General features: G+C 48.4%; 8 protein-coding genes. 6 read left to right on the plus strand and 2 right to left on the minus strand.

All coding sequences use genetic code 11. The annotated features are described in order from the left end of the window. Positions 1–67 precede the first annotated feature (67 nt). Entirely contained in the window at positions 68–2,329 is a 2,262-nt protein-coding gene (locus K4A83_RS04005) for an iron uptake porin (RefSeq protein WP_265263126.1), read from the plus strand. Between the two features lie 343 nt (positions 2,330–2,672). Beyond that, positions 2,673–5,234, plus strand: coding sequence for a hypothetical protein (locus K4A83_RS04010; protein WP_265263127.1), 2,562 nt, complete (start codon positions 2,673–2,675; stop codon positions 5,232–5,234). A 100-nt stretch (positions 5,235–5,334) separates the two neighbouring features. Here the strand turns inward: K4A83_RS04010 and K4A83_RS04015 are convergent, their stop codons facing one another. Next, on the minus strand, positions 5,335–6,216 hold the full coding sequence (locus K4A83_RS04015) for an Rpn family recombination-promoting nuclease/putative transposase (protein WP_265263128.1): 882 nt from the start codon (positions 6,214–6,216) through the stop codon (positions 5,335–5,337). Positions 6,217–6,585: 369 nt separating this feature from the next. Between K4A83_RS04015 and K4A83_RS04020 the strand changes: the two genes are divergently transcribed. The 3 genes from K4A83_RS04020 (at position 6,586) to K4A83_RS04030 (ending at position 7,726) form a co-directional block, all read left to right on the plus strand. After that, the gene (locus K4A83_RS04020; RefSeq protein ID WP_265263129.1) at positions 6,586–6,876 is read left to right on the plus strand and encodes a cupin domain-containing protein; all 291 of its coding nucleotides are present in this window, start codon (positions 6,586–6,588) and stop codon (positions 6,874–6,876) included. 284 nt (positions 6,877–7,160) lie between these two features. Further along, positions 7,161–7,601: a secondary thiamine-phosphate synthase enzyme YjbQ gene (locus K4A83_RS04025; RefSeq protein WP_265263130.1), complete on the plus strand. Its 441-nt coding sequence runs from the start codon at positions 7,161–7,163 to the stop codon at positions 7,599–7,601. Continuing rightward, on the plus strand, positions 7,598–7,726 hold the full coding sequence (locus tag K4A83_RS04030; protein ID WP_265263131.1) for a hypothetical protein: 129 nt from the start codon (positions 7,598–7,600) through the stop codon (positions 7,724–7,726). The genes K4A83_RS04025 and K4A83_RS04030 overlap by 4 nt, the downstream gene beginning before the upstream one ends. A 194-nt stretch (positions 7,727–7,920) precedes the next feature. Here the strand turns inward: K4A83_RS04030 and secA are convergent, their stop codons facing one another. Beyond that, on the minus strand, positions 7,921–10,728 hold the full coding sequence (secA, locus tag K4A83_RS04035; protein WP_265263132.1) for a preprotein translocase subunit SecA: 2,808 nt from the start codon (positions 10,726–10,728) through the stop codon (positions 7,921–7,923). A 240-nt stretch (positions 10,729–10,968) separates the two neighbouring features. Between secA and asnS the strand changes: the two genes are divergently transcribed. Continuing rightward, positions 10,969–12,360: an asparagine--tRNA ligase gene (asnS, locus tag K4A83_RS04040; RefSeq protein ID WP_265263133.1), complete on the plus strand. Its 1,392-nt coding sequence runs from the start codon at positions 10,969–10,971 to the stop codon at positions 12,358–12,360. The last annotated feature ends 196 nt before the right edge of the window (positions 12,361–12,556 follow it).

Below are 12,556 nucleotides of genomic sequence, written 5' to 3' on the forward strand. Positions count from 1 at the left end.
TTTCCCAAGACTCAACTAATATGTTAGGCGAACCCTGGATGATTTCTTGGTTGATGAGGAGTGAGTGATGAACCGAAAATTCTATGCTGGAAAGGTGGCCTCTTCTACCTTTCTGTTTACTTTGCTCGGAGCTGTAACACAGATTGCTGTTGCTGAAACCAGCCCCGAAACTGTCTCCCCCTATTGGGAAGATGCTTCCTCGGTGTTAGATGCTGTCACGACGGGGGGGGAGATGAGTCAAGAGGGATATACAGAACCTTCCTCTAAAGCTGATACCTATGCCCTTCTCCCTACTGTTGAGGAAGAAACCTTAAGCCCCTTGGAAGAGCTAGAACGGGATGCTGGGATAATTCGTGAGGAAGAGGCAACCATAGGATTAGAAGCGTTAGAGGTTGATAGATGGGCAGGGGAAGAGGTAGTAATACCCTCAGAACTCTCTCTAGAAGGAATAGAACGGGATGGGGGGGAATTTGTTTTCACTCCTGAGTTAGTTTTGAGGTCTGAAACCAGTGTGGCTCTTCCTCCTGAAATTGGTTTAGAAGAGTTGGAAACGGAAGGAAATTTAGAAGGACATTTAAATGTTTCTCCCGAGGTCGCAGAGGATATCTACCCGGTGGCTGATCTCGAAATGCCCTTATCTGACGCTTTTCCCACAGTCCACGCCCTACAAAACTCGGCAGAAGAACGAGAAGAATTGGACTCCAATCCTGATTTAGTCGAATCTGCTCCCTTGTCTAATACCCTGAACAGTAGTGAGGCTGAAATTACTTTTGATGGGGTCTATCAAGCGGCTATTGATGGCAACCATCCTATTGCTCAATTTGCTCCTGTGAGCCAATTCAGGGACGTTTCCCCCACGGATTGGGCTTATGAGGCGTTGATGGACTTAACTAACCGCTACGGCTGTTTAAGCGGTTATCCAGATAATACATTTCGGGGAGCGCGCCCCCTCACTCGTTATGAATTCGCGGCTGGACTGAATGCTTGTATCCAATACTTGGAAAGGCTCATTGCTCAACAAGCTAATGCGGTGACATTACAGGATCTCGAAGTGATGCAGCGCTTGGTGACAGAATTTCAAGCAGATATCGACACTTTGGCTACCCGGGTGGATAGTTTAGAGGGACGAGTGGCGTTTTTAGAGGAAAATCAGTTCTCTACTACGACCAAACTCTTTGGACAAGCGGTCATCGGGATTCAAGGGCGAAGCCCAGATAATGATTTTGATTTGTTCCAGAATCGTTTGCGGGATGAAGATACCAAAATTAATGTCATCCACAATGCTCAACTGAGTTTATTTACTCAATTTAGTCCCTATAGTCTCTTGCTGACCAGTTTCCAAATGGGAGACGGCAACACGGGACGCACCTTTACCAATACGGTGGGTAATTATGTGAGTTTGGGCTATGAGGGGGACACAGACAACAGTATGCTGCTTTCTGACCTCAATTATCGTCATTTGATTGCGAATCGTTTGGCTGTGATTGTTGGTCCAATGGGGGTGAGTCCGACGAATGTTTTCCGAGGGGTAAACCGCATTGAAAGCGCGGGGTCAGGCCCTCTGTCTCGTTTTGCTCAACGGAATCCGATTATTAATGTGGGCAGTGGACAAGGGGGTTTAGGGATTGATTGGCAAATTACCGATCGTTTCAGTTTTCAGGCGGTTTATTCTACGGGAGATCCAGAAAATTCTACGGGTGGGGGCTTATTTGGTGGCCAAAATGGCAGCACGATTGTGGGGGGTCAGTTGGTGGTTTCCCCGACGGATAATATTGACCTTTCTCTGCAATATGTGAATGCTTATACGCCGATTTTGGGTAGTTTAAGGACAGGGGTGGGGGATGATCTGGTCATTATTCCCAATTCTGATAATTTCCGCGCTCCGATGACGACGGATGCTTTTGGTGGGGCGCTGGAGTTTCGAGTGACTCCCCAAGTGGCTTTAGGGGGATGGGTGGGGTATACCACCACGAACTATAAGGTGGAAGCGGGGAGTGTGCAAACTCTTAACTGGATGGCGTTTCTCCGGTTCTCGGATTTGTTGGGAGAGGGCAATGTGGCGGGGTTATATGTGGGACAACCGCCGAAAATTACCAGTAGTAATCTGCCTGATGGTCGCAATGTCCCAACGTTCTTGAGTTTGGGCAATCCTAACGCGACTCCGGGGGGACAACCGAGTACGACGACTCATGTCGAATTGTTTTATCGTTTTCGGGTGTCGGATAATGTCAGTGTTACTCCGGGGGTGATTGTGATTTTTAATCCATTGCAAAATTCTGCTAATGACACGATTACGATTGGGGCTTTGCGGACGACGTTTAATTTCTAAGGTCTGGTTCTCGTAAACTGTTGTTTTTAGTGGGTTATGGCTCTCGTTTGTGCTACGCTTATCACCCCGTGCTGAAGTTCGATTAGAGCATATCCGAGAAATTACGGAAGTTTCCGGTGGTAAAAAAGTTTACAAAACTTTTTGTTTATGGCGGGAACTTCCGAGGGGAAAAATCGTCAGCAGAATACAGACCTTGGAAAAATTCGCTGTCGAGAGAATTTTAGGCGTGGTTCAAGGTCTATTCTTTCCCTTCTACTGGGCTGTTGTAGTCTGATCCGGAGCAATCGAGAGGGGATGGGATGGGCGAGAATTTAGATTCTACAGTGTGAAGATGAGAGGAAGTATGATGATTGATAATCGCTATCGGGCGGCATTGTATATCGGGTTAACGGTGGGTTCGATGTGTGCGATCGCACCTGCACAAGCCCAAATTCCTGTAACAGGCGGTAATCTAGCGGGAGAAGCGGCTTTTTTTGTTCCCAGTGCAGATGGAGCGATTCGGTTATTTGACCTCAATCTGAATGAATTAAAGATTGAGAGTCCCAATGGGGTGTTAACAAATCCGGCGTTTGTGCCGACTGCCGCCAGTTTTGACGATCGTGGTACGGTAGGAGAAATTGAATCAGGCGATCGCGGACTCATTCAAGGACAACTATCCGGCATTGCCTTCACCCCCCAAGGGATGTTAGTCCCCTTCATCAATCGCGACACCATCCTGAGTTTCACCCTCACTAACTTTAGTGATTCCCCCCTCGATATTCCAGGCACCCTCATCCGTCCTGAAGTCATTGGAGCCAGTCCCCTCATTTTCCTCCCCAATGCAGGAGAGGTTAGCCTTGCCGATGACTCCTCAGACCGTTTTATTGCTGATCCCGGCAACCTACAAGTTGGGGAATTTGAAGCAGATATTAACGCTGGATTAATTGATCTGCCTGCCAGTTTAACCCTCGTCAACTCCAGAGAATTTCGTCTCCCGGAACCAGAAACCCTTGTCCGTCGCATTCGCTTCGAGTTTGAAGGGAAAGATTTAGAAGCGGGCGAATATGATTTAGAATTTGCCGAAGACGGTTTAAACTTCCTCGGAGCCGCTAACCGCACCTTCCGCATCCAAAGCGTTGGCACCCGAGGGGAGCGGGAATTCAAGGTCAGAGGCAATGTCGGCTATCTTGATATCCATATTCCCGGAGTCTCCAACGACGTGGATGGTGAAATCAACCTCAGCCGAGATTTAGATTCATTCCGCATTAAAACTGAAAACCGAGGAGTCCGAGGAATTACCTCCATTTTCGGTCAAGGGGCCATTGCCTTTAGTGGGGAAGAGGGAGAAGTTAGCTTTGAATTTAAACAAGGTAACACCACCATTACAGGAGAAGGGGAAGATGGCGTAAACTTCTATGCCACGGCCGGATTAACCCCCTTCCGTCGCACCGTTGACCTGACGGAATTCCGTTATTACAATCCCGTTGATGATGAGAACCTCACCCTCGTCTACAACATTACCAACCCCACCATCGTTACAGGATCTGACCTACAAATTGGTTCATCGGTTGTCCGGTTTTTTGACGATGGCACCCTCCGTTTCCGACGCAGTGGGGGAACGTTCGTCACCCTTTCCCGGAACACCTCCTTCTCTGACTTAGGGATTACCTTCAGTCCTCAACCGACTCCCCCTCCCCAAGGGGGATCCTCTGTGGTGGTGATTACCCAACCCAGTTCACCCCCAACTCCCACCCCTTCTAGTCCTAGCGCTCCCCCTGCTCCGACTCTTGAACAAACCCTACAGGTTTTCATTACCACCTTTTTGGTGAATGCTCCCAACACCTTAAGTCTGTTCAATACCTCCTCTAATCTCAGTGTCTTTAACCTCTCCGACGCTTCAGGTACTGCACAGGTGAACTATGAAATCCTGCAATCGGTACAGTTCAATGCGCGGAATATTCGTCCGGGACGGGTGAAAGTCCGCAGCGTGAATAATCGGGGTGCGTCCTATTTGGTGGCCACAAGAAGCGATCGCGGTCGGGCTGTCGGTTTACGCGGATTCCAGCAAATTGGCCCCAATAGTCGCATTTTCCCCGGTTTAGTGGGGTTAAATGAACTGTCCCCAGAACAAGTCGAGGAAATCACCAGCTTATTAGGCGTAGATGATAACATCCCCATTGAATCGGAAACCGGATTAACGGAACTAGACAGCAGTCCTGATGATTTCGAGGGGGAATTAGAAACCAGTCCCGAGGATGATCTTGAAGCACCGGAAACCCCTGCTGTAGACGATGACACCCTTGAAGAGGTAGAGATTGAACTGGAATTCACCCCTGAAGAAGTCGAGGGAGAATTAGAAACCAGTCCCGAGGATGATCTAGAAGCACCGGAAACTCCTACTGTGGAGGATGACACCCTTGAAGAGGTGGAAACACAAACGGGGTTAACTGAGCTAGACTTGACTCCTGATGATTTCGAGGGAGAATTAGAAACCAGTCCCGAGGATGATCTAGAAGCACCGGAAACTCCCACTGTGGAGGATGATAGTTCTCTTGAAGAGATCGAGGGAGAATTAGAAACCAGTCCCGAGGATGATCTAGAAGCACTGGAAACTCCTACTGTGGAGGAGGATAGTTCTCTTGAAGAGATTGAGGGTGAATTAGAAACGACGGCTGTAGAACCTGTAGAATCTTCCGACGCGGCAGTAATGACAGAGGATACCATTAGCGAGGAAGTTCCCGAAGAATTGGAAACCAGCGCAGTGGAGGAAGAGGACGCACTGGAAACGCTTTCCTTGGATGATGATTCTTTGAATGTGGCAGAACCAGAATTGGAAACCCCTGCCAGTCAATTCACGGAAATGATGGGTTTACGGGAAATTTCCTTAGAGGATCTGCCCGAATTAAAACCCTTATTGGCTAAGTGATCTGATATCCCCTGTGGGGGAGTCGGAAATAATTGTCAATTAATAATTATCAATTATCAATTCCCTTGTTGAGTGTAGCGTTGGGCTTTTTCAGCAGACCCTAATTATTAGGCATCTCCTGCCTTAAAGCTGCGATGACTTCCGGGCTTAATCCAGTGACTTGGGCGATCGCCTCATCATTCAGTTGACCCAATAAGTTGCGAGCGACCTCACGTTTTGCTTGTTCTCGTCCTTGTTCTCGTCCTTGTTCTCGTCCTTGTTCAAGTCCTTGTTCAACTCCTAAAGCGATCGCACCCTGTTGGTCATAAATAAACATTTCCCGCCGATCTAACTCCTCTAATTCCTCTAGGGTTAACCCAGCTTGATTAGCAATTTCAAAGGCTTGATGAAGTTCCGCAATATCCTCCATATTATCAGGAATTGAATTGAGCGATCTAGCAAATTTCATAAAATAAATCCATTTGTCTGTCAAGGTTTCAAGCTCGTTTAGTTCCTTGGTAAACTTCGGCAATTCCACAAAGATTAACTCCATCTCATTCTCAGGATAATGCCAGCCTTCAAATTTCTCTCGATAAACAAAGCGGGAAATCAATTGATTCTGTCCGGGAAACATCTCGAAATCAGTTAAGGTTAAAGCAATCACGGGTTTTAGATATCGATATCCCTGTCCCCGTTGCAGTTGAAAGGCATAGGTTTTAGCTGCATTGAATAAAACCCGCTTCCCAAAAGATTGCACATTTAAAACTTGCATTTCAATAATTACCAATGTGCCATCATTCAACCGCGCTCTAACATCCAAATAGGTATCTTTTAAACCTTCGAGTTGAGGGGGCAAATTGGGCGAGATGATTTCCAAATCTTCAATAGTTGAATGGCCATCATAGACTAAAGCATTGAGAAAACTGATTAAGATGTTCTTACTTTCAGCAGAACCAAAGATTTTTTTAAAAGCGTAGTCGGTTTTGGGGTTAATAAATCTCATGGCAAACCTACCCAACTAAGTTCTTTAAACTAATTTTAGCATGACTGGTAAACAAGGGGGGGAATGGTGAGTAAGGGCGCAGATAAGTCTCTGTGTTGTTGCTATCCTACCAGCCCATCTAACCCTAGGAATAATGGCTGACACTTAGAATTAAATTAAAGGGGATTAATGGCAATAAAAATCTGTATCGGATAGTCTCCTTCGCCTAAGATAAAGATATGGCTAACGGCAAGCTCCACGTTAGCGTTCACGTAGTTTGCCGTAGGCATAGCTCCACGAAGTGGCACAGCAAGCCCTAATTAACTCTGCACAGAGCGCGATACAATCACCTTAAGACTCATTGGCTAAAAGATAATCCAATCAAACTCTATGACCGTACAACAAGGACAAACCATTCAAATTGAACCTCAAGTCACTCCCGAGCGTTTAGAAACATTAGGGGTCCCAAATTGGCCGATTTGGACAAAAGAAGTATCGGAGTTTCCTTGGACTTACGATGCCACGGAAACCTGTTATTTCCTCGCAGGGAAAGTTACTGTTACCCCGGAACAGGGCGAACCTGTCACAATGGGTCAAGGGGACTTAGTGACTTTTCCTGCGGGAATGTCCTGCACTTGGCAAATTCACCAAGACGTGAAAAAGCACTACTCTTTTAGCTAGGGTTTGAAGCCTTCAAAAACCCGGTTTCTGGGTATTTTTCTCAAAAACTGACCATTCTAGACCAGAAACTGGGTTTCTGGGGTCACAGGGGGCAAGTTTTGCCCTTGTCACGTATCTAGGGTTTGCTGAAAAAGCCCAACGCTAGACTCAACAAGGGAATAGGGAATAATTCTTAATTCCCCGACTCCCGACTCCCCGACTTGTTCAGCAGGCCTTATCTATTCAGTCTCCCACCATTCCCCGAGGGGCAGAAGGTGGGGTTTTTTCCAAGGAAGCGAAACTTTATGCACATCGTTAATACCACTCTAGACATTCAAACAGAAGCGGGAATTCGGGTCTATGATGTCACGTCGGACATTAAGGAAAAATTAGCCCACTCTGGCATTCATCAGGGGCATATTGTAGTTTTTTCTCAACATACCACTACGGCGATCGCGATTAATGAAAATGAGGAACGCCTCTGGGCAGATTTGAAAACCTATCTCACCAAACTCGCTCCCCCTGATGGGGCCTATTTACACAATGATCTCCACTTGCGGGATGTTCCCCCCGAGGAACCGGAAAATGCCCACTCTCACCTGATGGCTATGACTCTCAGTAGTAGTGAAACAATTCCCGTGATTGATGGGAAACTAGCCCTCGGTCAGTGGCAATCTGTGTTATTTGTGGAATTAGACGGCCCTCGTCCTCGGAAATTGTTATTACAAATTATGGGGAATCGTTGAACTGGGAACTGGATCATCTGTTTATCCTAACGCCTGCCAATCGGATTCTAGGCGATCGCCTCGTAGAATTTGGACTCACCGAAGGCACAAGTAACCGACATCTGGGGCGAGGGAATAGGGAATAGGGAATAGGTAATAGGTGATAGGGAATTTCTCCCCTGCTCCCCTGCTCCCCTGCTCCCCTGCTCCCCTGCTCCCCTGCTCCCCTGCTCCCCCTCTCCCCTGCTCCCCCTCTCCCCTGCTCCCCGACTCCTGATTTTGTTGGGTTACGCTTTCGCTTCACCCAACCTACAGATAGTTTGTGGACGGTTTACTGGAATTACACCGTTTGGGGTTGAACTTGGGGCTGAAATTGGAACAGAGAATAAACCACGTTGCGACGAATATCAATCATCACTTCGAGGAACATTTCATACCCTTCTTGTTTGTATTCAATCAGGGGATCCTTCTGTCCGTAACCCCGTAAACCAATAGCCTCCCGTAGGGCATCCATCCCTTGCAAATGTTCCCGCCAGAGCGTGTCAATTTGTTGGAGAATAAAGAACCGTTCCGCTTGACGCATTAAACCAGGTTGAATTTGCTCAATTTGGTTTTCTTTGATGTCGTAAGCTTTACGAACTTCCTCGTGGAGGAAGGTTTTAATTTCCCCAACGGTCATGTTATCGAGATGTTTGGGTTCAAGGTCTTTGAGTAAATAAACAAACTCTTTGACCTTATTGATTAAACCTTCGAGATCCCACTCTTCTGGGGGTAATTCGGGGTTAATATAGGCCTCTACGATGTCGTTCATGGTGAGTTCGGCGTAGTTGATGACCTGTTCTTTGAGGTCTTCCCCTTCTAATACCCGACGACGTTCTGCATAAATGGCGCGTCGTTGGTTGTTCATCACTTCGTCATACTCAAAGACCTGTTTCCGGGCATCGTAGTAGAAGGTTTCGACTTTCTTTTGCGCCCCTTCGAGGGAACGGGTGAGGATGCCGGATTCAATGGGCATATCTTCTTCTACGCGGAAGGCATTCATCAGCCCGGCGACGCGATCGCCTCCAAAAATCCGTAACAGGTTATCCTCTAAACTGAGGAAGAATTTCGTAGACCCTGGGTCCCCTTGTCGTCCGGCCCGGCCGCGCAGTTGGTTGTCGATGCGGCGGGATTCGTGGCGCTCTGTCCCAATCACATGGAGGCCGCCAGCTTGGACGACTTCATCATGTTCGCGACTGGTAAAGGCTTCGTATTCTTTGCGAATCAGTTGGTAGACTTCCCGGATTTTCTGCACCACGGGATCTTGTACCGGGGCATTTTCTGAGGCGATCGCAATTTTTTCCTCGGCCTCTAACTCTTGTAAGCTTTGTTCCCCATACTGCTGCACGGCAAAATTTACCGCCATTTTTAAGGTTTGTTCGGTTTCAGGCGATAGATCCGTAGGGAAAATATGGGCCGAGGCTTTCCAAGTTTTGGGCTTTTTGTTGCCATTGCCAAACCCTTGGGGGCGATTGCGATTTTTCGGCATTCCGACCGCACTGGTCACCAATTCCTTATCTTCGGGCATGACAATTTTAGGCATGAAATATTCCCGCAATTTCAGCCGCGCCATATAGTCGGAGTTCCCCCCTAAAATAATATCTGTCCCCCGGCCGGCCATGTTGGTGGCAATGGTAACAGCACCCTTGCGCCCCGCTTGCGCCACAATTTCTGATTCCCGTTCCACGTTCTCCGGTCGGGCATTCAGGATATCATGGGGAACCCCCCGCTCTCGCAATAAGTTCGCCAAGACCTCAGATTTTTCTACACTGGTGGTTCCCACCAACACCGGGCGGCCTTTTTCGTGCATTTGGGCGCACTCTTCGGCCACGGCGTTCCATTTCGCTGGTTCCGTTTTATAGACCACATCGGCCATATCATGGCGACGGGAGGGTAAATTAGTCGGAATAATCGTCACCTGAAGGTTATAGATTTTCTCAAATTCCGCCTCTTCGGTTTTGGCTGTCCCTGTCATCCCCGCCAATTTGGGATATAACAGGAAAAAGTTCTGATAAGTAATCGTCGCCAGAGTTTGGGTTTCATTTTGGATTCTCACCCCCTCTTTCGCTTCAATGGCTTGGTGGAGGCCATCACTCCAGCGCCGACCTTGTAAGACCCGCCCGGTGAATTCATCAACAATCACCACATCATCATCTTTCACGATGTAGTTCACATCTTTGATAAACAATTCCTTGGCCTTAATGGCATTAGAAACATAATGGGCCCAAGGGTCGTTAGGGTCATACAAATCCGTCACCCCTAACAGGCGTTCGGCTTCGGCAAACCCTTCATCAGTCATCAACACATTACGGGCTTTTTCGTCCACCTCATAATGGCCTTGTCCCTCTTCATTTTGGGGGAACAGTTGGGCGGCAATTTGGGCGGCCTGCATATACTTTTCCGTGGGCCGTTCCACTTGACCGGAAATGATGAGAGGCGTTCTGGCCTCGTCAATCAGTACCGAGTCCACCTCGTCAATGATGCAGTAATTAAAGGGGCGCTGTACCACATCTTCCATCGCCGTGGCCATATTGTCCCGTAAATAGTCAAAGCCTAATTCGCTGTTGGTGGCGTAGGTGATATCACAGGCGTAGTTTTGGCGGCGTTCCATGGGACTCATTCCCGACTGAATTAGACCCACGGTGAGGCCGAGAAAGCGGTGGACTTGTCCCATCCATTCCGCGTCCCGTCGGGCGAGGTAGTCGTTGACTGTCACCACATGAACCCCGCGCCCGCTTAAAGCGTTTAAATAGGAGGGGAGGGTGGCGACTAGGGTTTTTCCTTCCCCGGTTTTCATCTCGGCAATTTGTCCCTCGTGGAGAACGGTTCCCCCTAACAACTGCACATCAAAATGGCGCATTCCCAGCACTCGCCAAGCTGCTTCCCGCACCACGGCGAAGGCTTCGGGCAATATATCATCGAGAATATCGGCTCGTTCGCGATCGCTTTTGGCCTTAGCCAGTTGTTCCTGAAACTCCCTCGTTTTACCCCGCAGTCCATCATCGGAGAGGGCTTTAATATCATCTTCAATAGCGTTCACCTCTGCGACCAGAGGCTGAAATTTTTTGAGTTTCCGAGTGTTAGGGTCGCCGAGTAACTGTTTTAACATAGAAAGTTCTTATTGATTTTCTGGTCTATCTTTGCGCTGCTCATTTGCCACAAACGAAGGTTTGACCCGTAACTGATGACAAAATGATCCTTGACTTATGTTATCTCAAATATGGGGCCCAACATCTCCGATCACGGAATGTTAGGGAGGAGAGAGGGGTCTTCCCCCAAGATAAACCGGAGTCGTCAACACTCTTCCTTAACCGGGGGGGAATTCAGGAAAACAAGATAGAAGTACACCATGAACAAAACCAGAATTGTCCAGATTTTACGCCACGGCCAACCGGATGAGGCGGTTCTCATTCAAGGCTGGGTACGCACCACAAGGGCGTTAAAGGGCTTTGCCTTTGTGGAACTCAATGATGGGTCTGCCCTCGCCAACCTGCAAGTGGTAATTAACGAAGATTTCCCCGACTATGAAGCCCTCGTCAAACGTTTAACCATTGGCTCTTCTGTGGCTGTGGAAGGGGTGTTGGTGGCCTCTCAGGGCAAAGGACAACGAATTGAGGTTAACCCCTCTAAAATCCAAGTATTCGGAGAATCTGACCCGGAAACCTATCCCCTCCAGAAGAAACGGCATAGTTTTGAATTTTTGCGGGGTTTGGGACATTTGCGATCGCGCACTAACACCCTCGGCGCTGTGTTCCGCGTCCGCAATGCCTGTTCTAGTGCCATTCACCAGTTTTTCCAAGAACGCGGGTTTCTCTGGGTCCACACCCCCCTGATTACGGCCAGCGACTGCGAAGGGGCCGGGGAACTGTTCAGCGTCACCACCTTAGACCCCAAAAACCCCCCCAAAACCCCCCAAGGGGAAATCGACTACAGTCAGGACTTCTTCGGCAAACCCGCCTACTTAACCGTGAGTGGTCAACTCGAAGCCGAAATCATGGCGATGGCCTTTAGTGATGTCTACACCTTTGGTCCCACCTTCCGCGCCGAAAACTCCAACACCTCCCGCCACCTGGCCGAATTTTGGATGGTGGAACCGGAAATGGCATTCTGTGACCTTCAGGGCAATATGGACTTAGCTGAGGCCTTTTTAAAACATATTTTCAAAACCGTCCTCGAACAATGTCCCGAAGACATGGAGTTTTTTAATCAACGAATTGATCAAACAGTTTTAGCCACCGCCGATAATATTATCAATAACCAGTTTGAGCGGATTTCTTACACCGAGGCGATCGCATTTTTAGAAAAAGCCGACCGTAAATTTGAATATCCCGTCGAATGGGGCCTTGACCTCCAATCCGAACACGAGCGTTATTTAGCCGAAGAACTGTTTAAAAAACCCGTCATAGTCCGCGATTACCCCAAAGGCATCAAAGCCTTTTATATGCGTCTCAACGACGACAACCAAACCGTCGCCGCTATGGACGTTCTCGCCCCCAAAATCGGCGAAATCATCGGCGGGTCCCAACGGGAAGAGCGCCTAGACATCCTAGAACAGCGCATCCAAGACAACCAAATGCCCCTAGAGGAACTCTGGTGGTATCGTGACCTCCGACGCTACGGCACGGTTCCCCATGCCGGATTTGGTTTAGGTTTTGAACGAGTCGTCCAATTCATGACTGGGATGGGCAACATTCGGGATGTCATTCCCTTCCCCCGCACCCCCATGAACGCGGAATTTTAAGCCTGTTGCGCAATTCCCCTTCCTCGCAGACTGGGAGGGGATGGATAGTCGTCTACCCAGTCTGCTATCATTGACACTCCCATCGCTAAAAGCGAGGGATTCTTGGTTCAACGAGTTTCCTTAACTTGGCAGGACGTATCCAACCAAGCCAGAGGGAATCTCTCCCCAAGCGTGAGTTCCGGTATGCCCTACCGTA

The sequence above is a fragment of the Spirulina subsalsa FACHB-351 genome, from assembly GCF_026130165.1.
GTDB lineage: Bacteria > Cyanobacteriota > Cyanobacteriia > Cyanobacteriales > Spirulinaceae > Spirulina_A > Spirulina_A subsalsa_A.

Coding starts and splice junctions, on each gene's coding strand:
- K4A83_RS04015 (WP_265263128.1), bottom strand. CDS start 6,216: ATGAGATTTATTAACCCCAAAACCGACTACGCTTTTAAAAAAATCTTT.
- asnS (WP_265263133.1), top strand. CDS start 10,969: ATGAACAAAACCAGAATTGTCCAGATTTTACGCCACGGCCAACCGGAT.
- K4A83_RS04005 (WP_265263126.1), top strand. CDS start 68: ATGAACCGAAAATTCTATGCTGGAAAGGTGGCCTCTTCTACCTTTCTG.
- K4A83_RS04010 (WP_265263127.1), top strand. CDS start 2,673: ATGATGATTGATAATCGCTATCGGGCGGCATTGTATATCGGGTTAACG.
- K4A83_RS04020 (WP_265263129.1), top strand. CDS start 6,586: ATGACCGTACAACAAGGACAAACCATTCAAATTGAACCTCAAGTCACT.
- K4A83_RS04025 (WP_265263130.1), top strand. CDS start 7,161: ATGCACATCGTTAATACCACTCTAGACATTCAAACAGAAGCGGGAATT.
- secA (WP_265263132.1), bottom strand. CDS start 10,728: ATGTTAAAACAGTTACTCGGCGACCCTAACACTCGGAAACTCAAAAAA.